Annotated in this window: 27 protein-coding genes; 14 read left to right on the plus strand and 13 right to left on the minus strand. The window is 66.6% G+C overall.

The genetic code is table 11. The features are described from left to right. Positions 1 to 9 precede the first annotated feature (9 nt). Positions 10 to 462, plus strand: a complete 453-nt coding sequence (locus F7R26_RS22665; protein WP_150984348.1) for a DoxX family protein — start codon at positions 10 to 12, stop codon at positions 460 to 462. On the opposite strand, the gene F7R26_RS22670 is transcribed toward F7R26_RS22665, so the two are convergent. Genes F7R26_RS22670 through F7R26_RS22680 form a run of 3 tightly spaced genes read right to left on the minus strand, consistent with a single transcriptional unit; the run spans position 459 to position 3431 of the window. After that, on the minus strand, positions 459 to 1802 hold the full coding sequence (locus tag F7R26_RS22670; protein WP_150984347.1) for an MFS transporter: 1344 nt from the start codon (positions 1800 to 1802) through the stop codon (positions 459 to 461). The two genes, F7R26_RS22665 and F7R26_RS22670, sit on opposite strands and share 4 nt — an antisense overlap. After that, complete coding sequence (locus tag F7R26_RS22675) at positions 1799 to 2896, minus strand: MBL fold metallo-hydrolase (protein ID WP_150984346.1); 1098 nt, start codon at positions 2894 to 2896, stop codon at positions 1799 to 1801. The genes F7R26_RS22670 and F7R26_RS22675 overlap by 4 nt, the downstream gene beginning before the upstream one ends. A 31-nt stretch (positions 2897 to 2927) precedes the next feature. Next, the gene (locus F7R26_RS22680) at positions 2928 to 3431 is read right to left on the minus strand and encodes an ester cyclase (RefSeq protein WP_150984345.1); all 504 of its coding nucleotides are present in this window, start codon (positions 3429 to 3431) and stop codon (positions 2928 to 2930) included. Between the two features lie 412 nt (positions 3432 to 3843). Here F7R26_RS22680 and F7R26_RS22685 point away from each other — a divergent pair, with 412 nt between their 5' ends. Further along, complete coding sequence (locus F7R26_RS22685) at positions 3844 to 5055, plus strand: collagen-like triple helix repeat-containing protein (protein ID WP_150984344.1); 1212 nt, start codon at positions 3844 to 3846, stop codon at positions 5053 to 5055. Between the two features lie 93 nt (positions 5056 to 5148). On the opposite strand, the gene F7R26_RS41815 is transcribed toward F7R26_RS22685, so the two are convergent. Together F7R26_RS41815 and F7R26_RS41820 are read right to left on the minus strand one after the other, a co-directional pair. Beyond that, positions 5149 to 5520 (minus strand): DUF2325 domain-containing protein, encoded by a 372-nt coding sequence (locus tag F7R26_RS41815; protein WP_193692225.1) that lies wholly within the window; start codon positions 5518 to 5520, stop codon positions 5149 to 5151. Continuing rightward, positions 5475 to 5738: a hypothetical protein gene (locus F7R26_RS41820; protein WP_193692226.1), complete on the minus strand. Its 264-nt coding sequence runs from the start codon at positions 5736 to 5738 to the stop codon at positions 5475 to 5477. Before F7R26_RS41820 ends, F7R26_RS41815 begins: the two co-directional genes overlap by 46 nt. 72 nt (positions 5739 to 5810) lie before the next feature. Here F7R26_RS41820 and F7R26_RS22700 point away from each other — a divergent pair, with 72 nt between their 5' ends. The 8 genes from F7R26_RS22700 (at position 5811) to arsH (ending at position 9886) form a co-directional block, all read left to right on the plus strand. Then, the gene (locus tag F7R26_RS22700; RefSeq protein ID WP_150984343.1) at positions 5811 to 6167 is read left to right on the plus strand and encodes a gamma-glutamylcyclotransferase family protein; all 357 of its coding nucleotides are present in this window, start codon (positions 5811 to 5813) and stop codon (positions 6165 to 6167) included. 138 nt (positions 6168 to 6305) lie between these two features. Beyond that, on the plus strand, positions 6306 to 6734 hold the full coding sequence (locus F7R26_RS22705) for a TOBE domain-containing protein (protein ID WP_150984342.1): 429 nt from the start codon (positions 6306 to 6308) through the stop codon (positions 6732 to 6734). A gap of 89 nt (positions 6735 to 6823) precedes the next feature. Beyond that, positions 6824 to 7150: a winged helix-turn-helix domain-containing protein gene (locus F7R26_RS22710; RefSeq protein ID WP_150984465.1), complete on the plus strand. Its 327-nt coding sequence runs from the start codon at positions 6824 to 6826 to the stop codon at positions 7148 to 7150. A gap of 185 nt (positions 7151 to 7335) precedes the next feature. After that, positions 7336 to 7839 (plus strand): GyrI-like domain-containing protein, encoded by a 504-nt coding sequence (locus tag F7R26_RS22715; RefSeq protein WP_150984341.1) that lies wholly within the window; start codon positions 7336 to 7338, stop codon positions 7837 to 7839. A gap of 31 nt (positions 7840 to 7870) precedes the next feature. Next, positions 7871 to 8266: a hypothetical protein gene (locus tag F7R26_RS22720; RefSeq protein WP_150984340.1), complete on the plus strand. Its 396-nt coding sequence runs from the start codon at positions 7871 to 7873 to the stop codon at positions 8264 to 8266. Between the two features lie 147 nt (positions 8267 to 8413). Then, entirely contained in the window at positions 8414 to 8794 is a 381-nt protein-coding gene (locus F7R26_RS22725) for a VOC family protein (protein ID WP_150984339.1), read from the plus strand. A gap of 106 nt (positions 8795 to 8900) precedes the next feature. Further along, positions 8901 to 9107: a thioredoxin domain-containing protein gene (locus F7R26_RS22730; RefSeq protein ID WP_150984338.1), complete on the plus strand. Its 207-nt coding sequence runs from the start codon at positions 8901 to 8903 to the stop codon at positions 9105 to 9107. After that, positions 9104 to 9886: an arsenical resistance protein ArsH gene (arsH, locus tag F7R26_RS22735; protein WP_150984337.1), complete on the plus strand. Its 783-nt coding sequence runs from the start codon at positions 9104 to 9106 to the stop codon at positions 9884 to 9886. Before F7R26_RS22730 ends, arsH begins: the two co-directional genes overlap by 4 nt. A 50-nt stretch (positions 9887 to 9936) precedes the next feature. Here the strand turns inward: arsH and F7R26_RS22740 are convergent, their stop codons facing one another. From F7R26_RS22740 to F7R26_RS22770, 7 genes are all read right to left on the minus strand, one after another. After that, a complete protein-coding gene (locus F7R26_RS22740) occupies positions 9937 to 10374 on the minus strand; it encodes an ester cyclase (protein WP_150984336.1) in 438 nt (145 codons plus the stop codon). A gap of 98 nt (positions 10375 to 10472) precedes the next feature. Further along, positions 10473 to 11450 carry a Bug family tripartite tricarboxylate transporter substrate binding protein gene (locus F7R26_RS22745; protein ID WP_150984335.1) on the minus strand — a complete coding sequence of 326 codons (978 nt, stop codon included), beginning with the start codon at positions 11448 to 11450 and terminating at the stop codon, positions 10473 to 10475. A gap of 63 nt (positions 11451 to 11513) precedes the next feature. Continuing rightward, entirely contained in the window at positions 11514 to 12320 is an 807-nt protein-coding gene (locus F7R26_RS22750; RefSeq protein ID WP_241754690.1) for an SDR family NAD(P)-dependent oxidoreductase, read from the minus strand. Positions 12321 to 12566: 246 nt separating this feature from the next. Continuing rightward, positions 12567 to 13664, minus strand: a complete 1098-nt coding sequence (locus tag F7R26_RS22755; RefSeq protein WP_150984334.1) for a substrate-binding domain-containing protein — start codon at positions 13662 to 13664, stop codon at positions 12567 to 12569. Positions 13665 to 13786: 122 nt separating this feature from the next. Then, a complete protein-coding gene (locus tag F7R26_RS22760) occupies positions 13787 to 14407 on the minus strand; it encodes a flavodoxin family protein (RefSeq protein ID WP_150984333.1) in 621 nt (206 codons plus the stop codon). 133 nt (positions 14408 to 14540) lie between these two features. Beyond that, positions 14541 to 15068: an SRPBCC family protein gene (locus F7R26_RS22765; RefSeq protein WP_193692227.1), complete on the minus strand. Its 528-nt coding sequence runs from the start codon at positions 15066 to 15068 to the stop codon at positions 14541 to 14543. Between the two features lie 83 nt (positions 15069 to 15151). Then, complete coding sequence (locus F7R26_RS22770; protein ID WP_150984332.1) at positions 15152 to 15709, minus strand: P-loop nucleotide/nucleoside kinase family protein; 558 nt, start codon at positions 15707 to 15709, stop codon at positions 15152 to 15154. A gap of 342 nt (positions 15710 to 16051) precedes the next feature. Between F7R26_RS22770 and F7R26_RS22775 the strand changes: the two genes are divergently transcribed. Together F7R26_RS22775 and F7R26_RS22780 are read left to right on the plus strand one after the other, a co-directional pair. Beyond that, complete coding sequence (locus tag F7R26_RS22775; protein WP_241754691.1) at positions 16052 to 17332, plus strand: S1 family peptidase; 1281 nt, start codon at positions 16052 to 16054, stop codon at positions 17330 to 17332. Positions 17333 to 17473: 141 nt separating this feature from the next. Next, positions 17474 to 19894: a penicillin-binding protein 1A gene (locus F7R26_RS22780; protein ID WP_150984331.1), complete on the plus strand. Its 2421-nt coding sequence runs from the start codon at positions 17474 to 17476 to the stop codon at positions 19892 to 19894. Between the two features lie 56 nt (positions 19895 to 19950). On the opposite strand, the gene F7R26_RS22785 is transcribed toward F7R26_RS22780, so the two are convergent. Further along, complete coding sequence (locus F7R26_RS22785) at positions 19951 to 20856, minus strand: LysR substrate-binding domain-containing protein (protein ID WP_150984330.1); 906 nt, start codon at positions 20854 to 20856, stop codon at positions 19951 to 19953. Between the two features lie 208 nt (positions 20857 to 21064). Here F7R26_RS22785 and F7R26_RS22790 point away from each other — a divergent pair, with 208 nt between their 5' ends. Both F7R26_RS22790 and F7R26_RS22795 read left to right on the plus strand, forming a co-directional pair. Next, positions 21065 to 22042 carry a Bug family tripartite tricarboxylate transporter substrate binding protein gene (locus tag F7R26_RS22790; protein WP_150984329.1) on the plus strand — a complete coding sequence of 326 codons (978 nt, stop codon included), beginning with the start codon at positions 21065 to 21067 and terminating at the stop codon, positions 22040 to 22042. Positions 22043 to 22096: 54 nt separating this feature from the next. After that, positions 22097 to 23512, plus strand: a complete 1416-nt coding sequence (locus F7R26_RS22795) for an amidase family protein (RefSeq protein ID WP_150984328.1) — start codon at positions 22097 to 22099, stop codon at positions 23510 to 23512. Positions 23513 to 23695: the final 183 nt, after the last annotated feature.

Consider the following 23695-nt stretch of genomic DNA (forward strand, 5'->3'; position numbering starts at 1 on the left):
AGAACCACCATGTCCCAAGCCGCCCAACCCAATGCCCAACTCAACACCCGGACGAACTCCCACGCCGACACACCCGCCGCAGCCGGCGTGGCAGTGCTGGGCCGTGTCCTGATCAGCGCCATCTTCCTGCTCTCCGGTGCGTCCAAGCTGGCCGCGCCGGCCGCCATGATCGGCTACATCCAGTCGGTCGGCCTGCCGCTGCCGCAAGTGGCGCTGGCCATTGCCATCGTCGTGGAAGTGGTGGGCGGCATCGCCCTGGTGCTGGGATACCGCACCCGCCTGGTCGCTGCCATCCTGGCCGTCTTTAGCGTGGCGACCGCGCTGGCCTTCCATGCCAACCTGGCGGACCAGAACCAGTTCATTCACTTCTTCAAGAACATCGCGATGGCCGGCGGCCTGCTGCAGATCGTGGTCTATGGTGCCGGCCGCTTCAGCCTGGATGCACGCCGCGGCAACGCTTAACGCGCGGGGCGGGTTTCAAGCGCAGCCATGCGCATGGGAAACGCCAGCACGAAGAGCAGCGCGGCCAGCACCAGGGCCGCGCTGAGGATGTACAGGCTATCGGTGAAGCCGCCGGTGGCCGCCTTGATGGCGCCCACCATGACCGGCGCCACCAGGCCCGCGCTGCTGCCGATCGTGCTGATCATGGCGATGCCGGCGGCCGCGCCCCGGTCCGCCAGGATGCTGCCCGGCACGGACCAGAGAATCGTGAAGGCGCTGGAGATGCCCGCCGACGACAGCGCCAGGCACAGCACCGCCGCCAGCGGGTTGTGCATGAACAGCGTGGTGAGCGACAAGCCCAGCGCGCCAACCAGCGCCGCCACGGCAAAATGCCAGCGCCGCTCCCCCGTGCGGTCCGAATGGCGCCCCACGACGATGGACGCCGCAATCCCGGTGACCGCTGGCACCACCGCGTAAAACCCCACCTGCAGCACGCTCAACCCCATCATCTTCAACAGCGTGGGCTGCCAGAACGACAAGGCATAGATGCCCAGGATGGCGAGAAACGAGATCAGGCCGAGCATCCACACGCGCCGGTCGCGCATCGCGGCGCCAAAGCCGTGGGTCGCGCGGATGCCATTGGCGGCCTGGTCCTCCTCCAGCAGCCGGGCGATACGTTGCCGCTCAGGGGCGCTGAGCCACCGTGCCTGCGCAGGACCGTCCGACAGGATGAAGAAGGCCAGGATGCCCAGCAGCGCGCTCGGTATCCCCTCGAGCAGGAACAGCCACTGCCATCCCTGCAAGGACCATGCGCCATTGAGGAACGTCATCACCAGGCCCGCCACCGGCCCGGCCACGATTGGCGCGGCGCCATAGGCCATGAAGAACAGCGCCGTCACCTGTGCCCGGCGGCGCGATGGGAACCAGAGCGTGAAGTAGAACAGCACCCCCGGCGCGAACCCGGCCTCCAGCACCCCGATCAGGAACCGCAACGCATAGAACTGCGTGGGCGTGCTCACGAAGATCATGGCCGCGCACGCCAGTCCCCACAGCCCCATGATGCGCAGCAGCGTGGCCCGCACGCCGATCTTCGCCAGCATAAGGTTGCTGGGCACCTCGAACAGCGCATAGCCGAGAAAGAAGATGCTCGCGCCCAGGCCAAAGACGGCATCGCCAAAGCCGAGGTCCTCGCGCATCTGCAGCTGCGCATAGCCAACGTTGGTCCGGTCCAGGTAATTGAAGACATAGCACACGCATAGCAGCGGCAGCAGGCGCCATGTGATCTTGCGGAACAGCTCGGCGTCGCTGGCCGGATCGGCGGTGGCCGTGCCGGCCGGCTTGGCGAGGGTGGCGGTGTTCATTGCGCGGGCCCCCGGTCTGCCCGCGTGCTGGTCGGGTGGCCGAACTCGGTCTCGCCCCACAAGTGGCTGGACGGCGCGCCTGGGAACAGCCAGTACGGCGTGCACTCGGACGACGGCACGACGTTGCAAAACGGATGCGCTTCGGAGGCGCCCGCGATGGTTTTCTCCAGCACCATGGACAGGTACTGGTCGTTGCTGCCCTCCTGCGTATTGCCGTTCAGGATCACCTCGGCCCCGGTGGCGCGCGCAAAGCGCCGGATGCCGTTGTGGCGCGAGTGCTCGGGCGACCAGCTGTCCGCGCTGACACCGTTCTCGCTGCTCACGCGGATGCCGTCGGGCGTGCGATAGACCAGCGAGTGATTGCCTTCGGTGTGCCCTGGCGTGTGCACCAGCGCCAGGCCGTGGCCCAGGTGCACGCTGCCGTCGAAAGCGACGATGCGCTCCCGCGGCACGTCCGCGAGGCCATTGGGGCAGTACCAGTCGGCCTGCACCGGCAGCAGGCCGTGCACGCTGGCCAGTTCCTGGCGGTGCACCAGAAGCCTCGCGTTGGGCAGCAATCCGCGGCTCGCGCCGCTGCCGAGCCAGCGGCGCACGTCCTGCGTGTGCAGGTGATCGTAGGTGATGTAGTCGATCTGCTCGGGCGCCACGCCGCAGCGTGCCAGCGCTTGCAGCACCGTGCCGTAGACGGGGGCGATGGTGTTGTGCAGGAACCGCGGCGTCTGCGTGCTCATGCGCTTGAAGTAGGGCGTCTCGGCGCCGGCCTCGAAGTCCGCGGGGGTAAACAGCAGCGTGCGCAGGCACCCCGCGAAGTCCTCGTACTGGATCAGCACCGTGCGCGACAGCAGGTGGATCAGGTGCGGCTTGAGCATCTGCTGCGAGTACACGCCGTTGAAGGCGTACCAGGCCGGGTAGGGAACCCGCAGCAGGTTGAAGCTGCGCGCGAACCGGACCGGCGGTGCTTCCAGGAACTGCTCGCGAAAGCGCGCCGCGCCGCGGCGCAGCGCGCGCAGGCGGTCCTGTGGCGCGCTGGCGCTGCGCGCGCCGTCAAAGTCGGCGATCGGCAGCAGGCCTGTCGGATCGGGTTCGCGTTTCATGGGTTGTCTCCGGTGGTTCTTGTTTTTCTCTTTATGCGGCTTCGGCCTGGCGCGCTTCTGGCTGGCCCAGCAGGCCGCCGATCAGCCGGGGCAGCATGTCCGGCGGCGTGCCGGCCAGCAGCTGGCGCAGCATCGTCAGCGTGTCGAAATACACGCGCTCGCAAACCAGGCGCTCGCCCTCGAAGATGAACAGCGCGATCATGCGGCAGCGAAACGCATTGCCCGTCGGCGGCAAGCCGCGCAACGGGCCACGGTGCGTGCCCAGCAGCCAGAACTCCACGATCACGGCATCGTCCGTGTGGCGCAGCTGGATGATCTCGTGGCGCTGGTCGGGGAAGGCCAGGCGGCTGTCGATGTAGTACTGGCGCACGGTGTCGATGCCGTCATGCACTTCGCCGCTGGGAATCAGCTCGTAGTGCGGGTGCGGGAAGGTGGCGAGCACGGCGTCGAAATCCTGCCGGGTTTCATCGGCGAAGTGGTCAAGCACCAGGCGCTCGCGGCGCGCCTTGAGATCGGGGGAGAGGGTTGCGGTCATGCTGAAAGCTCCGTGGCGGGCAATCTGCGGAACACTGCGGCCGATGCCGCAGTCCGTTGCCTGGAGCGATTATCTGCAGCGTGCCGGCGCAAGACTGTCGCCGCTTGGCAGTTGCCGATCCGGATAAACCCCGGGTTTGGCGCGCGTGTGCCAGGCGCCCATTTCTTCTGTTTGGCTGGCGGTGGAGCCGGGGGGCGTTACGTAACGCGTAACGGAACGGGTGGGCGAAGGGCGCGCTTCAAACGCGCGATCCCGGTTTCATCCATTTCCCGCAAAGCCAATCCACAAGCGGGTTCCATGACTACGTGCACAGTCGCGCGCGGCACGAAAAAGACGTCTTTCACCTCGGGCATAACTATTGCGTCCAGGCCACTACTTGACGATTCAACGCAATAACCAGAGAGGTCTGACCGTGCGCAATCAGCAATATTTCCTTGGTATCACATTGGGCACGTTGGTGCTGCTTGGCGGCTGTGCCAACGGATCCGACGGCGCCATGGGCAAGACAGGCGCCACTGGCCCGACGGGCAATACGGGCGCGGCGGGCAATGCCGGCGCTACGGGCGCCGCAGGCAACGCAGGCGCCAAGGGCGATGCTGGGGCTACCGGTGCCACGGGGACTAACGGGGCGGACGGCGCGGCGGGAGCCACGGGCGCAACGGGTTCCGCAGGCGCTACCGGTGCCACGGGCGCCACGGGCACGAACGGCGCCACGGGAGCTACAGGTCCCTCGGGCCCCACTGGCGCCACCGGATCGGCGGGCGGCACGGGGGCCACCGGCCCGGCGGGCGGCACGGGACCCACCGGCGCAACCGGCGCCACCGGCGGCACGGGGCTCACCGGCGCGACCGGCCCCTCGGCACTCAATCAACTCGGCACGGCAATCAGCGGCGTGGGCAGTGCCGTCGGCGCGGTGGGCACCGGCCCGCTGGCCGCCGTCACCACGCCGGTGGGCTCCATCGTCAGCCAGGTTGGCCAGATCGTGGGTGGCGCGGGACCGCAGGCCATCACCAATCCGGTGACCCAGATCACAGGCACGCTCGGCCAGGCAATCGTGCCGCTGACCTCCACGCTGACCGGCGCCACGCAGACCCTGGGCGCAGCGACCGGCCTGGGTTCCGTCGTCGACAATCTGCTGCGCACGGTGGGGGGTACGGTGGGTACCGTTGGCACGACGATCACGCAGACCAACGCGCCGGTGGTATCCAGCCTGGGGGGCATCGTGACGTCCACCGGCAACACGGTTTCCGCGCTGGGGGGACTGGTCAACGCCCCCACGGGCGGCACTGGCAATAATCCGCTGGCCCCGGTCACGAACCTGCTTGGCGGGCTGACGGGCGGTCTCACGGGTGGCTTGGCACCAGGCAATACGCCAGCGTCGGGCCTGCTCGCGCCAGTGACCAGCCTGCTCAACAACACCCTCGGCACGGTGACGCATGCCACGGGCAGTGGCGGTGGCGCGCTGCCTGGTGCCTTGCCTGGCTCGCTGACCAGTGCATTGGCTCCGGTCACCAACGTGCTGGCGGGCGCCACTGGTGCAACTAGCGCGGCGGGCGCTGGCAACGCGGGCACGGGTGGCCTGCTCGGCGGACTGCTTGGCGGGTTGGGCGGCACCAAGCCCTGATACGTTAGCGCCATGGCGCGGGCTTCAGCTTGCCGACAAATCGCTTCAGGTTTGTCAGCTGTCTGAAGCCGATACCCTGGCGCAGGCTTCTTGCTACGCCGCTGCGCTGACGCGCGTGGTCAGCTCGACAAAGCTGGCCACGCTGGCGGTTCGCAAGGGATAGTAGGCCACCTGATGGCGCTCGCAGACGCGCTTGAGCATGCTCATGGAGTCATGGTCGATGCAGTCGTCGTGCAGCACGCGCTGGCCGCCGGTGGATTCCACCAGCGATTTCAGGGTGGGGTTGGAGCCGGGGCGTCCACCGACATAGACAATGCGTTTTCCCTGTAGCTGGCGCAGCCCGGCGTGGCGCTCCGCCCCTTGTGCCGTGGCGGGGAGCACGGCGCGTTCCATGGCTTCCGATTCGGCGCGGCGGATCTTCAGCTGGGCCAGTGCGTCGTCAAGCTGCGCGCGAATGGCTTGCATCTGCTCGTGTTCCCGTGTTGCGCGGCTCCGCTTGCCTGTCCGCCCGCGCTGGAAAGCTTGACCGCTTCGTGATGGATTTCGAGGTCGGTGGCGCGTTGCCGGTCCAGCGTGGTGAAGCGCGGTACCGGCTTGCGCAGCTCGCTGGTGGTCATGCAGGTGCCGATCACCGAGCAGTGCAGGTGCGAGTCCAGTTCGGCCAGGCGCGTAAGGCATGTCATGCAGCGCTGCCAGTAACCACCGGGCATGCCCTAGAATTGCAGCGCCAGACAGGCAGATCAAAAGGAGTGGCAATGACGGTGGATGCGAAAGATACGGCTGTACTGCTTTTTTCCTACGGGACGTTGCAAGACAAGGCGGTGCAGATCGCCAACTTCGGCCGCGAACTGGCTGGTCGCCCTGACGCCATCCCCGGCTACTCGCAATCGATGGTTGCCATCGATGACCCTGCCGTGGTTGCTACCAGCGGAAAGACGCATCATCCGATCGTCCAGCCCAGCCCGGACTCCAACGATGAGGTGGCCGGCATGGTCTTCGAGATCACCGCGCAGGAACTGGCCGCGGCCGATGCCTATGAAGTCTCGGATTACAAGCGCATCGCGGTGACGCTGAAGTCAGGCGTGCAGGCGTGGGTCTACGTCCGCGCCTGAGCAAGCATGGTTGTCAGGACGGACGGCATGGCGAAGGGATGTGAACGCGCTATGATCCGGCGATCCGGCACCCGGGCGCGACAGGCCGGGACCCATGCGGCCGGGCAATGGCCGTGGACATGACGAGGCGAGGACAAGATGAAAACCAGCGCAAGAAACCAATTGAGCGGCAAGGTCACCGCAGTCCACAAAGGCGCGGTTAACGACGAAATCGAGCTGGAGATTGCCGGCGGCGTGCGGATCGTGGCGACCATCACCGCCGAGAGCACGAAGCGCCTCGGGCTGGCTGTCGGCAAGGAAGCCGTCGCGCTGATCAAGGCATCGTCCGTGATCGTGGGCGTGCCCGATCCGGACATCCTGCTCTCCGCGCGCAACCAGCTCGCCGGCACGGTATCGGGCATCAAGATCGGGGCGGTGAATGCGGAGGTCTCCATCGGCCTGGCGCAGGGCGGCGAGATCGTGGCCATCATCACCAATGACAGCGTGACCAGCCTCGGGCTGGTGCAAGGCGGCGCAGCCGTCGCCATCTTCAAGGCCTCCAGCGTCTTGCTGGCCGCGCGCGCATAAGCCTGCCGCCGGGGTACCATGCCGCCATGGTCAAACTTGCTCGCTCCCGAACTTCGGTCAGCCCGGATACGCCGCAGGCGCTGTTTCGCATGCGCGTGATGCTGGGCGATACCATCGCCATTGGTCCCGGCAAGATCGCGCTGCTGGAAGCGATCCGCGAATGCGGCTCCATTTCCGCCGCGGCGAAACACCTCGACATGTCCTACAAGCGGGCCTGGGATCTGCTCAATGAAATCAACCGCTCGCTGGCCAGGCCGGCAGTGGATTCCGAGCATGGCGGCGCGCGGGGCGGTGGCACCGTGCTAACGCCGGTGGGCGAGGAAGCGATCCGCCTCTACCGCGCCGCCGAGCTACGCGCGGCCAAGGCCTGCGAGGCCGAGATCAACGGCCTGATCAAGCTGCTGGCCAAGCCTTGAGCTTGCGGCCCAAGCCCTGAACCGTGAGCCCTGATCCGGCCAATGCCGGACCTCGATGCCACTCGCCAGTGCTGGCGGACAGTACTTCGAATAGGCGTATCAAGTGCCGGCGGCGTTTGCGCTAAGCTTGGCGCCGCGCACGCCGCACATCTCCCATGGACTGTCGTTTCTCCGAGCCACAACGCATGCAAGAACCGAACTCGACCGCTTTGCCCACCCCACGTTTTGAAGCCGGCCGCACATTCTGGATAGCGGGCCTCGGCGGGCGGTTCAACCTGGCAACGAACGGCGGCATCCCCGCGCTCTGGGAAGCGTTCGGCCCCTCCATTGGCAAAGTCCCGGGCCAGGTGGGCGGGATGACCTACGGCTTGTGCTGCAACCCTCGGGACGATGGCAGCTTCGAGTATGTGGCCGGCGTGGAAGTGAGCAGCCCGGACGGACTGCCGTCGTCGTTTCGCTGCATCAAGGTCGAGCCGCAGCGCTACGCCGTATTCGTGCATGCAGGCGATGTCTCGACGCTGCACGAGACGTTCCACCGCATCTGGCATCAATGGCTGCCGGCGTCCGGGTTCCAGGCCGGGCATGCGCCTGAGTTTGAGCGCTACAGCGCGGACTTCGATCCGGTGGCGGGAACGGGCACCGTGGAAATCTGGCTGCCGGTCAGGGGTGGGGCGGATGCGGCGGCCTGAGGCGTTGCCCGTCAAAGGCGCGAACACCACCATGTTTATAAAGACCGTCAACGCTGTGATCCTGGCATTGTTTTCCGCAAGCAGTTTTTCCACCACGCAGTGCCCGCCCGATGCGCCGTGCGGCCCGTTGCCGCCGGAATTCAAGGTGGCGATGTACGCCTCCATCGTTGCTTTCCCGATGGCTTGCGCGAAACTGGATCCCGCGAACGCGCCGCGCTACGAGGCAGCCTTGTCGGCGGAGCTTGGCAAGCTGGGTGCCGACGACCAGGCGGCCATGGACGAGGCAAGGCGCGATCCTGCCTTGCCCGCGATGCTGATCGCTGCGTCGCAGGCGCTTGAGGCAGAGCAATCGCCTGCGCGGCTTGCGCGCAAGTGCGGCCGTGCACTCCAGCGCACCGAGGCGGCGGAGCCGGGCAGCACGAAGTAAGCCCAGGCTGAATTGCGCGCTGCGCCTTGTTACCTCGCCCGCCTTGAGTCCCCCGCCGCGATGAACAATACTGGCCCGTAGGCCGCCGCGGCGCGAGCGGGCCGGTTTTGTTTCCGCATGGGCGGAAGTGATTTCAAGGAGCAAGCCATGTTGCGCGACAGTCACGCATTCAGCGGATTCTCGGTCGACGACATCGCCAAGGCCACGAACTTCTATGGCGGTACGCTGGGGTTGGAAGTGTCCGCGAGCGGGGGCTTGCTGACCCTGTATATCGCCGGCGGCAACAATGTGCTGCTTTATCTCAAGCCGAACCACGTGCCTGCGACGTTCACGGTGTTGAATTTCCCGGTGAAGAGCGTGGACAAGGCCGTGGAGACACTCGGCAAGCTCGGCGTGCGCTTCGAGACCTACGACCTGCCCGGGCTGAAGACCGACGAACGGGGCATCTGCCGCAGCGAGGGCGGCCCCGTCATCGCCTGGTTCAAGGACCCGGCCGGCAATATTCTCTCTGTGCTTGAAGCGACATAAGCTGTTTTGGGCAGGCACCATGCGGCTCGTGAATCGCTTTGCATGCCTGCCTGTATCATTTCAATGATTATGGAAATATTGAAGTGATGGCGTTATGATCCGGGGCATGAACGCAAACCTGGTCGTCCGCGCCCATGGCGCCATCACAACCCCCGACTGCGGCACATCGCGCAAACCGCTCGCGATGATTCGCAACGCCGGGATCGAGCCTGAAGTCATCGCGTACCTCACGCAACCGCCGCAGCGCGGTGCCTTCGCCAAGGAAGATGGCGAGCGCCTGATCGATGCCGCCGGCCGGAGGGTCTGCCGATGACGGATGGGTTGCGTAACGTCGCACTGCCGCTGCTGGACATACCCACCGAGCAAAAGCTGGAGCCGCGCAGCGTCTCAACGCATGCGCCGCGTATTCTCCTGCTCTACGGCTCGCTACGCCCGAACTCCTATAGCCGCCTGCTCACGCTCGAAGCCGAGCGGATCCTTCGGCACCTCGGCGCGCAGACCAAGGTGTTCGATCCGCATGGCCTTCCTGTCACGGACAGCGTGCCGGCGGATCATCCGAAGGTGGCCGAGTTGCGCGCGTTGTCCGCATGGTCGGAGGGCCAGGTCTGGTGCAGCCCCGAGCGGCATGGCACGCTGACCGCGGTGTTCAAGAACCAGATCGACTGGTTGCCGCTGGAGATCGGCGGCATTCGTCCCACGCAGGGCCGCACGCTGGCCGTCATGCAGGTGTGCGGCGGCTCGCAGTCCTTCAATGCCGTCAATGCGCTGCGTGTGCTCGGGCGCTGGATGCGCATGGTGACGATCCCGAACCAGTCATCCGTGCCGAAGGCCTACCAGGAATTCGACGCGGATGGCCGCATGGCACCTTCCGCGTTTTATGACCGGGTGGTCGACGTGATGGAGGAACTGGTCAAGTTCACCTTGCTTGTGCGTGACCGCTCCGCTTATCTGACGGACCGGTACAGCGAGCGCAAGGAGAGCGCACCGCCGGCTGCGGCAGCGCTCGCCCAGGCCGCGATGGATCACGAGCGCGCTGCGCAAGCGCTGGGAGGCAACGATAGCAACGACGGTGACGACAGCGAAGTCGAGTAGCGCCGCCGATGCGGCCGCGGCGCGGGAAACACGGCCTGAAACGCCATCCGCTAGGCGGCGGCCAGCCCGAGGGAGCGCAGCTTTGCCCCCTGGTCGAAGTACGGCCGCTCGCAAACGATCTTGTCGCTGTCGGGCGCGAACTCGAACGACGCGGCCATGCGCACGCGAAACGCGCGGCCCGTGGGCGGGTAGACGGTGCCATTCGCCTTCAAGGGTCCAAGGTGGGTGCCAGTGAGCCAGAACTCCACCAGCACCGTGTCGCCGGCCGCGGCGATGCTGATGATCTCGTTGGCCTGGTCCGGGAAGGGCGTGCGCGAAGACGCAAAGTAGCCGCGCACCGCTTGCTCGCCGTCGAAGACCGCGCCGCCTCCGTGCATCTCGTAGCGTGGATGGGCAAAGGTGGCGATGACGGCGTCCCATTCCTGGGTGCACTCCAGCGCCATATGGTCGCGCACAGTCTGGATGCGGGCGAGAGACAGACTATCCATGTTCAAGGCTCCGTGATTCGGGTTTTTGGGGGTTTGGGTTTGCAGGCTTGGCGAGCGATTGATGCATTGGCGCGTGCATTCACGCGTGCATCAGGCGCTCAGTCCTGCGTCACGCCGGCTGTCTTCGCTACTTCTTTCCACGCCGGGATATCGCGCGCATTCAGTTTGCCGAGTTCCTCGCCGCTCATCGGCGTGGCCGCGATGCCCATCTCCAGCAGGCGGGCCTTGATCTCCGGCGTGGCCAGCACCTGGTTCAAGGCGTCCGACAGCTTCTGTACGATCGGCCTGGGCGTGCCGGCGGGCACATACAGCCCCCAGCGGAATACGCGGTCAAAATCGATGCCCTCGTCGACATAGCTCTTCACCCCGGGCAGGCTAGGCGAGCGCGAGGTGCAGGTGCCGATCGCCTTGACCTTGCCGGACTTGACGAAGGGCGTGCCCGAAGTCATGTCCACATAGCCCAGCTTGATATGCCCGGCAACGATGTCGTTGAGCACCTGTGGCACGGTCTTGTAGGGAATATGCGTCATCGAGGCGCCGGCCAGTTGCTTGAGCACCTCGCCGCAGAATTGCCCCGTGGAGCCGGTGCCCCAGCTGGCGTACTGCACTTCGTTGGGATGGTTCTTGGTGTACGCCACCAGCTCCTTGATGTCGTTCGCGGGAAAGTCATTGCTGGCCACCAGCAGGATGGCGGCCGTGCCGACCTGGCCGATGGCGGTGAAGTCCTTCACCGGGTCATACGGCAGCTTGGCGTAGACCGCGGCGTTCAGCATATGCGTGGTCGCGCCGCCGAGCGTGAAGGTGTAGCCGTCGGGCGCCGCGCGCGCGACGGCTTGCGTGCCGATAATGCCGGAGGCCCCACCTTTGTTCTCCACCACGATGGGCTGCTTCAGGATGGCCGACATGCGCTGCGCGAGCACGCGGCCAAGGATGTCGCCGCCGGAGCCGGCCGAGATCGGCAGCAACATGCGGATGGGGTGGGAGGGATAGTCGGCAGGGGATTCACTGGCCTGCGCCGCGATGGCGGGCGCGGCAAGCGCGACGACGAGCGTGGCGGCGGCTAGGTGGCGGGGCATGGGGCGTCTCCTGGTTTTTTGTTATGTGCCGCGGCGCGGCCTTTGATTCGCAGTCTGTTTCCGTCAAAGCCCCAGTCCGCCATCTACCACCATCTCCAGCCCCGTCACATAACGCGACTCGTCGGAGGCAAGGAACAACGCCGCGTAGGCGATATCCCACGGCGTGCCTTGCCGGCCCATGGGGCAGCGGCTGTTGCGAAACTCGCGCGCGGCCTGCACGGCGGCTTCGTCGCCATCGGTCAGGTGGGCTGCGTGCGGCGTATCGATCAGGCCGGGCAGGATCACATTGCAGCGCACCTGGTCCGCGGCGTAGCGGCGCGCGAGGATCCGCGTCATGTGGTTGAGCGCGGCCTTCGATGCGTTGTAGGAGAGAAAGGGCATCGGGCCCCATTTGCGGCTGGCGATCGACGAGATGTTGATGATCGAGCCGCCGCCCTGCGCGATCATGTGCGGCATTGCCTTCTGGCAGGCGAGCATGGCGCCTTTGAGGTTGATGTCGAACACCCGGTCCCAGGATGGCTCCGTGATGTCCTCGAGCTCGCCGATCTCCTCGATGCCCACGTTGTTGTGCAGCACGTCGATGCGGCCATAGCGCTCGCGGCAGGCCTGCACCATGGCCGCCAGCCGCGCGCCGTCGCGCACGTCGGCCTCGAAGGCGCTGGCGCTTCCGCCCGCATCCTCGATCTGGCTCGCAGTCCTGCGGGCCAGCGCCAGGTCGCGGTCCACGCACAGCACCCGCGCGCCTTCGCGGGCGTAGACGATGGCGGCCGCCGCGCCGTTGCTGGTGTCGGCGCCGATCGATCCCGCGCCTACGACGATGGCTGCCTTGCCGGCAAGCCGGCTCATTCCTTTGCGATTGCTGTCCGGCATGCCGTGGCTGTCTCCGTGGTGATCTTATGGTGATCTTATGGTGATCTTATGGTGATCTTTGTGTGATCGTTCTTATGGTCCCCGCTACGAGGGATGGGAAAAATATAGCACTGAATTGAAACGTTTCATATAAAGGGTAAACGACTGCCTGCAAGAGCTTGGGCCAGGGTCAGGGCATGCCGCATGGGCGGCATTGCGCCGCCCGGCGGGGGCTTGCGTGATGGGTCGGGGGATAAGGCGGCAGGCTTAGCTGGCGAGCCTCTTCGCCCGGCCTCGCGCCGGTTTTCTGCCTGCCCCCGTGCCGACGGCGGCGCAGGACTCGCGCAGGATCAGCTCGCAGGTCAGCATCAGGTGCGCGGTTGCGCCAGGGCTGCCTTGCGGATCGATGCCGGGCTCCATCTCGGCAAGGAGCAGGCGGGCGGCATGGCGCCCCAGGTCCTGCAGGTTCCAGGTGAGCGTGGTCAGCTCGGGCGTATGCACCTGGGCCAGTTCGGTATCGCCCACGCACACCACCGACAGGTCGCCCGGAATGTCCCGACCCGTCTGGCGTGCCGCCTTGAGCGCGCCGGCGAGCAGGGTCGTGCCCAGCCCAAAGATGGCGGTCGGCGGCGCGGCTTGCTGGAACAGCGCCAGGCATTGCGAAAAGGCGACGTCCATCGAGCTGGTGTCGATGCGCACAAGCTCCAGCGCATCGCCGAGGCCGCGCGCGGCGGCGGCCGTCTCGAAGGCATGCCAGCGCTCGCGCGCCGGGCGCAGGTGCGAACTGGGGAAGAGCAGGGCAATGCGGCGGTGGCCGAGATCGAGCAGATAGTTGGCGGTCTTCAGCGCGCCGCTGAAGTGGTCCACCTTGACGCTGGGCCGGTCCGGGGCGATATCGCGGTCCAGGATCACCAGCGGCACATCCGCCTGCGCGATCTGCTGCTGCAGCTTTCCGGAGCTCTCGGAGCCGGGCGCGAACAGCACGCCGTCAACGCCGACGCGGGTCACGTCCAGCAGCAGCTCGCATTCGCGTTCGGTGTCGTTATGGGTGTCGACCAGCAGCAAGGTGTAGCCGGCTTCGCGCAGCACATGTTCGGCCGCGCGCACGATCACGCCGTAGAAGCGGTTGGTGATGTCCGGCACCAGGCAGGCCACCAGGCGCGAGCGCCGCGAGCGCAGGCTGCGGGCCGCGGCGTTGGCGACATAGCCGATCTTGCGCGCCACCTCGAACACGTGGGCAACGGTCTCGGCGGACGGGCCGCCTCGTCCCGCCATCACGTTGGAGGCGGTGCCAACCGAAACGCCCGCTTGCTCGGCCAGGTCCTTCAGGGTCGGCTTGCGCTGCGCCGCGGCTTTTTTCTGCATGGCACTCCACGGATATCGTCGTTTCCTGTGGCATGCAGTGTAGCACGCTATGAAACGTTTCAATCACGTGGAGCGCATTGGGGCGCATTGGCGCGCATGGGTGTGTCTTGGGGCGCAAGCGCTCAGGCGGCCTTCTTCAGCGCCGCCAGTGCCGCGCGGCCAGCGGCCAGTTGCTGCGCCACTTCCGCCACGCGCGCACCCAGATGCTCGGCCGTGCGCAGGTCTGCCGGCGGCGGCACCACATCAGCGCTTTCGTCTGCATTCGACTGCGCTGCCGCACCCAGGAAGAAGCCGTGGCGATTGAGCGAATCCTCGGTCGATTTCGAGTTGTTGTGGCCCGGGGGCAGGCCAAGGTTGACCCAGTGCATGCCGTGTTGCGCGGAGAAGATCGCGATCTGCTGCAGCGTGGCAAGCTTGTCGCCCGAACGCGAGGCCGAGTTGGTGAAGCCCGCCGCCACCTTGTTGGCCCATTTGCCGCCCTTGGCGAACACGTTGCGCGAGGTGGCGTCCATAAAGCCTTTGAATTGCGCCGACGCGCTGCCCATGTAGGTGGGCGCGCCGAAGATGATGCCGTCCACGTTTTCCAGCGTGTCCCAGTGCTGGTCGATGTCGTCGACGCTGATCAGCAGGCTCTCCACGCCATCGACGCTGGCGGCACCGCGTGCAACGGCCTGTGCCTGCCTGGCGGTGTGGCCGTAGCCGCTGTGGTAGACGATAGCGATTTGGGTAGCGTTGGGGTTCATGATGCGGTGCCTCGACAAAGTTTGAAATATTTGAATTTGGCTCGCATCGCGTGGATCGCTGGATCTGCTTGATTGCTGGGCCGGTGAGGCAAGTCTAGGCGCCGGCCGATTGCGTTGGTGACTGAAATCTCAATTATTCATTGAAATATTTTGAATTGTCGGGCGAGGCCGGAGATTCTGTGCGCCTGGCATTTCGTGCCCACCGTGCCAGGCGCCGATGACGGTGGCGAAACAGCCATTTCACGACGGCTGCGATCGCGCTGCCACCGCCGGGCAGCCAGGCCGCGGGTCCGCGCAAGGCAAAGGTGAGCCGGTCGTGCACCTCGCAGCCGCCAGGGGTGTCTCTGACCGTTCGTTCGTGCACCCAGCTGCGCATGCTCAGCATCCGCGACGTTTCCTTGAAGCGGTAGCCCGGCCCCACCTCCGCCAGCATGATGTCGTCCGCATCCACGGGAAACATGCCGAACGCCAGTAGCCAGCTACGGCCAAGCCGCTCGCCAAGCGGCAGCTCGCCGATCGCCTTGCCGCGCATGGCGGGCGGCGCCGTCATGCGCAGCCAGGGAAACAGCTCGTCGTTGATGCCTTCGGACGTGGTCGCGCGCTGCCATGCCTGGCTGGCACTGATCGGCAAGGTGGATGCAAGCTCGAACATCAGGGACATAGCGGATTTCGATTAGTGGGTGAACGTGTTCGCCATGATAGCGAGCCAAGCCATGCGGCCCGCTGCCTGCCCGGCTTTACCTGTCAGGTTGTCGCCGCGCCGGCCTCGGATGGCACATGCCGGATCACGTTGAAACCCTCGTCCGCCGATGGCGCCACAAAGTAACGCGTGATGGCATCGAACTGCGCATCGGTCGTCTCGAACGGATGCGTGCCGCTGGCGTTGCGCGCGCGCAGGCGTGCCTTGCACACGGCGTCAGGCACATCGAGGTAGTGGAGTTGATGCGCCACGCCCGCCTGCTCGACGATGGCCCTGGCCCAGCTTCGCGTGGCCGGCGTGTTGGCAGGGAAATCAAGCACGACCGACATGCCCGCCTGCAGCAGCGCGTCGATGTGGCTGGCCATGGCGTCACGCAATCTTGCGGCACAGCGGGCATAGTCGGCGACCTCCCGGATCTCGCCGGGATACAGGCGTGACAGCCAGTCGTCCTCGCTGATCCGCACGGTAGCTGGCCGGGCAGCGAGCTGCCTGGCCAATGTCGATTTGCCGGAGCCGATCTTGCCGCAGACCATATAGAGGACGGCGGGTGCTGCTGCTTGTGCTGCTTTTGCTTCAGCTGCTGCGGGGCGGGTTGGCTGCATCTTCGGGCTCCTTGGTGTTTGCTGGCCCCAAGGCGGCGGGCACAAAAAACCCGCCTCGTTGGGCGGGTCGCTTTGTGTGCTCAGTCCACGTGCGCTAACCCACCATCCCTGGGATGGTGCGAATAATCGACGGGTTTTGCGCGCGGGTCATGGCGCAGATGTTAGCGGATCGCCGGCTTGCCCGCAATCGCCTTCGCGCGGCGGCGCCGCCCTTGTCCTATCGACCCGGCCATTGCAGAATACGGCCGCACCAGAATAGATAAACCCTCGCCGCCGTCGCGCGTTTGCGCGAAGCCGTCTGCCTTGCCACGCGGACCGGCAACCCCTCCCGGCTACCTGCACATGACAACGTCACCGCAACCGATGCGCCGCTTCGCTCTGATCGCTACTCCTGTCTTCCTGGCGCTCGCCGCCGCCAATGCCAGCGCGCTCGATGCCGCGCAGCTGCTCACCAAGCTCACGCCAAGCATCTATGCCGTGCGGGCAATGGGCGCCAATAATGCACCGCTGGCGTCGGGCTCCGCCGTGGTGATCGGCCCGGGGCAACTGGTCACGGCTTGCCACGTGCTGGCCGGGGCGCGCGCGATTGCCGTGCGGCGCGATAACGTGAGCTATGACGCCACGCTGGACGCGCCCGACGTGGATCGCGACCTGTGCCTGCTGCGGGTGGCGAACTTCAGCGCGCCGGCCGTCAGCGTGTCGGCCGCGGCGGCACCGTCGTTCGGACAGAAGGTGCTTGCGGCAGCCAGCCCGGAGGCCGCGGGCGTGGTCGTGCTGGATGGCAGCGTGTCCGGGCTGCGCGCGGGCTCGGACGGCAAGCTGGACCGCATCGAGCTCACGCTTGATTTCCCGCCGGCGGCCAGCGGTGGCGGCCTGTTCGATGAGACGGGCAGGCTCGTGGGCATCCTGTCGGCCGGGCGCGCGTCCGGCGAAAAGCCCAAGGCGCTGCCCGCCAGTTGGATCGCTCAGATCAAGGAGCGCGGCGTGGCGGCGATGGCCAGCTATCGCGCGTCAGCGCCAGCGCCGGCGGCCGCGGCGCCCGTGGTGGACGAGGCCGGTGCTGCCCCGGCTGGCGGCGCGTCGCCCCGCGTTGGCGAGGTCTGGCGCTACGAACTGGTCGACAAGCTGACGCGCAAGCGGCGCGATGTGGTCTACCGGGTCGACCGCGTTGAGGATGAGCGCGTCACGTTCAACCAGGGCGCCCGCGTCGAGACCCTGGACGGCCGCGTCGCGCGGATCAGCACGCCCAGCGGTGGCGAGTTCGATGGCGCATCGCCGCCGCGCGGCTGGGTGCCGGAAGACGTCAAGCCGGGTGCCCGATGGAAATACAGTTACAAGCAGGCCGGCACCGACTTGCGTACGGAACTCACCGGCGAGGTGACCGGGGAGTCCACCATCACGGTGCCCGCCGGCAGCTTCCGGGTCTTGCGCCTGGCCTACAAGGGCTATGTGGCGCGGCCGTTCTACGGCGTCTCGTATGGCGCACCATCCTCCGTGCCTTACACGGCGGTGGCGTGGTATGCCCCGGAGCTCAAGCGCGTGGTGCGCTTCGATGCCAGCTACGCTTCCAAGTACGAACGCGTGGACGAAAGCCTGGTGCTTGCGGAGCACCGCTTCGACTGAAGTGCTGAAGTGCTGAAGTGGCCGCGATCCGGCTTTGATTCCCGGGCGCGGGACGATATGCCGGGGTGCAGCAAGCGATTTTGGTAGGATGCAGGCCTTTCTTCGTGCCGGAATGTGACTCCGCCCCATGCTGCTTGCTTCATGAATCTGGCCCAGATCAAAACCCTGGCCGCTGAGCGGCTTGCCCGCCTGCGGCGCCCCACGCGCCGCGGCGTGGCCAAGGCCGTGGCCGCCGTGCCGGTGCTGTTCCTGCTCTATGTGCTGGTGCTGATTCCGTTCACCCCGGGCATCAGCGATATCCGCAAGGCCAAGTCCGACCAGCCCGCGCAGATCCTCTCGGCCGATGGCAAGCCGCTGGCCGTGTTCAAGTGGGCCAACCGCGAATGGGTCCGCCTGGCCGATATCTCGCCCAATGTGACGGCCGCGCTGATCGCCACCGAGGATCACCGCTTTTACCAGCACTTCGGCCTGGACTGGCGCCGCATGGGCTCGGCCGCGCTGCATACCTTCTCCGGCGACCGGCAAGGTGGCTCTACCATCACGCAGCAGCTGGCCCGCAATCTCTATCCCGACGAGATCGGCCGCGCGCCTACGCTCACGCGCAAGCTCAAGGAAGCCATCACGGCGCTGAAGATCGAGGCGCTCTACACCAAGGACGAGATTCTCGAGACCTATCTCAACACCGTGCCGTTCCTGTACAACGCTTACGGCATCGAGATGGCGGCGCGTACCTACTTCGATAAATCCGCCGGCCGGCTGGACGTGCTGGAAAGCGCCACGCTGATCGGCATGCTCAAGGGCAACAGCTACTACAACCCGGTCATCAACCCCGAGCGCGCCGTGCAGCGGCGCAATACGGTGCTGGCGCAGATGGTCAAGTACCAGAAGCTGGAGCCGGCGAAGTACGAGTTGCTGAAGAAGCGCCCGCTGCGCATCGACTTCGAGCGGCAGACCGAGCCGCCCGGCCCGGCGCCGCACTTTGCCCAGCAACTGCGCAAATGGCTGATCGCCTGGGCGGACCGCAACGACTACAACATCTACACCGACGGGCTGGTGGTGCACACCACCATCGATTCACGGCTGCAGGCGCTGGCCAACCAGGCGGTGGCGCGCCAGGGCAACCAGCTGCAAGGGATCGCCGATGCCGCGTGGGCGCCGCGCTCCGGCTGGGCCGCCAACAAGGACCTGGTACAGGCCTTTGTGCGCGAGACCCCGGCGTACCGCGCGGCCAGGGAAGCGGGGCAGACGCCAGAGGCGGCCATGAAGCAACTGCTGGCGGATAACGCCTTCATGCAGGCGCTGCGCCAGTCCAAGACCCGCATCCAGGCCGGCTTCCTCGCGCTGGACCCGCGCACCGGCGAAATCAAGGCATGGGTAGGCAGCCGCGACTTCACCCTGGATGCCTTCGACCACGTCCAGCAGGCGCAGCGCCAGCCGGGTTCCACGTTCAAGCCGTTCGTGTATGGCGCGGCGTTCGAGCAAGGTGCCAAGCCCGACGACACCTTCGTCGACCAGGCCGTGGAAATCCCGCTCGCCGGCGGCGAGGTCTGGCGGCCCTCCGACGATGGCCCCCCGAGCGGGCGCGCCATGAGCCTGCGCGATGGCCTGGTGTATTCCAAGAACACCATCACCGCGCAACTGATGCAGAGCGTTGGCCCGGCCAAGGTGGCCAAGCTGGCGCGCGCCATGGGCGTGCGGCAGAGCCGGCTCGATCCCGTGCCCTCGCTGGCGCTGGGCACCAGCCCGGTCACCTTGAAGGAAATGGTCAGCGCCTACGGCACCATCGCCAATCAGGGCGCCTACCTGGAGCCGGTGATGGTATCGCGCATCGAAGACCGCAAGGGCGAGGTGCTGGAGACGTTCCGCCCCGCGTCACCCGAGCAGGCACTGCCGGTTGCCACCGTGCAGACGCTGGTTGACGTGATGCGCGGCGTGATCGACCGCGGTACCGGCGCGAGCATCCGCACGCGCTTCGGCATTCGCGCGGATGTCGCCGGCAAGACCGGCACCACGCAGGACAACGCCGATGGCTGGTTCATCCTGATGCATCCGCAACTGGTAGCCGGCGCCTGGGTCGGGTTCAACGACAGCCGGGTGACGCTGCGCAGCGACTACTGGGGCCAGGGCGCGCACAGCGCGCTGCCGATGGTGGGCGACTTTTTCCAGCGTTCGCTCCGGTCCCGCATGATCGATGCGAACGTCCGCTTCGTGGAGCAGAAGGAAACCGGCCTCTTTGAAGCCTTGGGCTGGACGATACGCGGCTGGTACCAGCGGTGGTTCGGGCCGGCGGCCAAGCCGGAAGCCCCGCCCGCGCCCAAGCGGGCCGCGCGCCCCGCGCAGGAGCCGGCGGCAGCTGCCGAGCCAGACACCAGTGTGGCGGCATCGGCGGTGCCGCCCGCCTTGCCGGGCGCAAGCAGCGCGGCCAGCGACCCGGGTGTCCTGGATACGGCGCCGGCGAACCCGCCGGCGGTGGTGTCTGCCAGCGTGCCCCCGGCCATGGCCGCGCCATCCTCCTCGCAGGATGATCCCAGGGTACGGGCCAGCGAAAGCAGCCAGCCCTGAAGCAGACCCAGGCCCGGCGGGCCTGTTCGAGTATCGTGTCCGGGCGGCGCTTGCGCTCAGGCAAGCCGGGCGTCGCTCCTGATCGCGCGGCGGAAGAGCTCGGCGAGCCGTGTTGCGGCGAGCGAGAGCGGATTGTCGCGCAAGGTAAGGATGCCGAGCGTGATTGGCGGCAGGGCCATGGCCAGCGGGATGCGGCTGACCTGGTCGCCATACGGTGCCGTCTTCAGCATGCCGGCGGGGCAGGTCAGCAGGGCGTCGCTGCGCGTCAGCAGGTTCCAGCCCACGCCAAAGGTATTGACCTTGATGATGCGGCGAGGCCGGGCGAGTCCCGCATCGCGGATGCTCTCCAGGAAGTGCGTGTGCTGGCTGCCTGGCGACAGGTACATCAGCCACTCGCATTCCAGCAATTCGTCCCACCGCGTGGCATTTTCCAGCGGATGCCCGCGCCGGCAGGCCAGCATCGTTTCGAGGTTGAGCAGCGGCTCGAAACTGAAGTCGCTTGCGATCGATTCGCGCACTGGCGCCGCCACGGCAAAGTCCACAGCGCCTTCGCGCAGCGCCGGCAGCACCATGGGCATCAGTCCTTCATCGATCGTGACGTCGGCCAGGGGCATGCTGAGCCGGAAGGACCGCAGCACTTCCGGCAGGACACTGAGGAACGCCATCGGTGTAACCGCCACCGCGACGCGCGCGGTATTGCCCCCCTGCAGCTCACGGATATCCTGGCGCGCCAGCGCAAGCTGCGACCGTGCCATGCGGGCACGCAAGGTGAGCTGATGCCCGCACTCGGTGAGGGTCACGCCGCGTGAACTGCGCACGACCAGCGGCGCATCGAGGTCCTCTTCCAGTTCTTTTACCGCCTTCGTGATGGCCGCCTGGCTCAGATGCAGACTACGCGCGGCGGCGCGAATGCTGCCGGTTTCGACGAGCCGCAGCCAGGCTTTCAGGTGGTGGTCTTTCATGGCGTTTCCGGTTTCCGGTGAATTCGTGTTGCCATTGCAGTGACAACTCAGAGTTGTCATAGATAAGAATATTTAGTCTACCGGTTTTCACATCGATTGCTTACGCTTTGCCTGCACACACCGCGCCGGGCGCCGGCCCGCCAAGGGGCTTGTGCCGCTGGCATGGCTTGCATCGAACCTGCACCGAACCCGTATGAAAGGACATCCCATGAGATCGAGGCTTTCCCCGGTTTTGCGCGTTTTGTTTCTCTTCAGCCTGCTCACAGCCGCCGCGGTCGCGCGCGCGGAGTGGCCGGATCGCCCGATCAAGTTGATCGTGCCCTATGCGGCAGGCTCGGGGGTCGACGTCACCATGCGCCCCATCGCAGAAGTCATGGGACGGGAGCTGGGCCAGCCGGTGGTGCTGGACAACCGCGGCAGCGCGGGCGGCATCGTCGGCACACAGGTGCTGGCCGCTTCGGCGCCGGACGGCTACACCATCGGGTATGGCAACCTGGTCACGCTAGCGATCAACCGCGCCTTCTACACCAAGCTGCCCTACGACCCGGAGAAGGACATCGAGCCGGTCGGGCTGGCCGTGAGCAACGCCTACGTGCTGATCGCGCGCAAGGACTTCCCGGCCAGCAACCTGGAAGAACTGATCGCCTATGCGCGCAAGCATCCGGGGAAAGTGGTGATGGGCTCGCCTGGCGTCGGCTCCGCGGGACAGCTGGCAGGCGAGCTGATCAAGGCCAGCACAGGCACCGTCATGCTGCACGTGCCTTACAAAAGCGGCGCCCAGGCCCTCGGCGACATCGTCAACGGGCAGGTCGACATCATGATCGACAACATTTCCGCCGTGCAGCAGTTCATCCAGTCCGGCCGCGTCAAGCCTCTCGCGGTTACCAGCCTGCAACGTGCCTCCGTATTGCCCAATGTGCCGACCATCGACGAGAGCGGCATCAAGGGATTCAATGTGGTCGCCTGGGGTGGCGTGGTCGCTCCGGCGGGCACGCCCAAGGCTGTGATTCGCAAGCTCAATGCGGCGCTGAACAGCGCGCTCAGGGATCCCGCGGTGGTACGGGCCAATGCATTGTTGTCGGTGGACGCGATGCCCTCGACGCCCGCGGAATTCTCGACGCTGATTCATAGCGAGGTGCCGAAGTGGGCCGCGAGCGTCAAGCGCGCTGGGGTCAGGGCAGATTGAAACGCGCATGCCCGGCGTCGCGGGCGAAAGCAGGGACCAAAGGGAGGAAGTCCGATGAGCAATGAAATCTGGCGCTGGAGCGCTGTTGACCTGGCAAGCCGTATCCGTTTTCGCGAGGTGTCGTGCGAGGAGGCCGTTGCCAGTTGTCTGCATCGGCTTGACCAGGTGAATCCGCAAATCAACGCCGTGGTGGATGTGCTGGCCGCACAGGCGATGCAGGCGGCGGCACTGGCCGACGCCGCACTGGCAAGGGGCGAGGCGGCCGGCCCCTTGCATGGTGTCCCGGTCACGGTGAAGGTCAATGTGGACCTGGAAGGCTACGCTACCACCAACGGGGTGGGCGCCTACCGCGATGCGCTGGCCTGCGCCGACAGCCCGGTAGTGGCGAACCTGCGCAAGGCGGGTGCTATTGTCATCGGCCGCACCAATACGCCGGCGTTTTCCATGCGCTGGTTCACCGATAACGATCTACATGGCCGCACGGTGAATCCATGGAACCCGGAGCGCACGCCTGGCGGCTCCAGCGGCGGCGCCGCGGCCGCGGTGGCGGCGGGCATCGGGCCGCTTGCCCACGGCAATGACCAGGGTGGATCGATCCGTTATCCCGCCTATGCCTGTGGCGTGCCCGGACTGCGGCCAAGCCTGGGCCGGGTACCGGCGTTCAATCCGTCGCAAGCGAAAGAGCGGACCCTCGGCATGCAGATCAGTTCGGTGCAGGGACCACTGGCACGACAGGTCGCGGACCTGAGGCTGGGTCTTGCCGCCATGGCGGCGCCGGATCCAAGGGATCCCTGGTGGGTACCGGCGCCGCTTGAGGGCTCGGTCCGATTTCCTGTACGCGTGGCCGTTTGCAGTGAACTGCCTGGTTACGCCGTCTCGCCTGCGGTGGCCGGTGCGGTCAGGCAGGCGGCGCATTGGCTGGAGCAGGCGGGTTGCACCATCGAAGAGGTGGCCCCGCCGCGGCTGCGCGAGGCGGCGGACTTATGGCTTGCGCTGACCTTGAGCGAGGCGGGGGCCGGGGTGCGGCAGGCCGTCGAGCAAGATGGCGACAAGCCCATGCGCAAAGCGTTCGCAAGCATGAACGCCCATGCGCCACAGCTAGGCTTGACGCAATACATGGCCGCGCTGTCGCAGCGCTCGACTTTGCTGCGCGAATGGCAGGCGTTCCTTGCGCGCTATCCGCTGCTGCTCTTGCCGGTCTCGTGGCAGCCGCCATTCCCCGTCGACGCGGACCAGAAGGGCGACGACGCGATGCGCTGGATACTCGACGCGCAAAGCCCGATGCTGGCCACCGCGATCCTGGGCCTGCCCGGGCTGTCGGTGCCGACCGGGCTGGTGGACGGCGTGCCGATGGGCGTGCAACTGGTCGCGGGCCGCTTTCAGGAGGCGTTGTGCCTGGCCGGTGGCGAGGCGATCGAGGCGCGTGCCAGTTGCGAGGTGCCGGTGGATCCGCGCCGGGCCGGGCAATGACCGGGCAAGGGTTGCCGGCATGAGCCGGCAGCACAACGCCATCACGAGCGCCCGTCTGTCCCCCCCCCGGCGCTCGCCTGCGCTAGTGGGAGCGAGCCATCGCATGGCATCCCGCACCCACCATCAGCGCCGCAAGGCAGGCAGGAACCCCCTGCCTGCCAGCCGCCCGGCACCGCGCGCGTG

This window comes from Cupriavidus basilensis (assembly GCF_008801925.2).
GTDB classification, from domain to species: domain Bacteria; phylum Pseudomonadota; class Gammaproteobacteria; order Burkholderiales; family Burkholderiaceae; genus Cupriavidus; species Cupriavidus basilensis.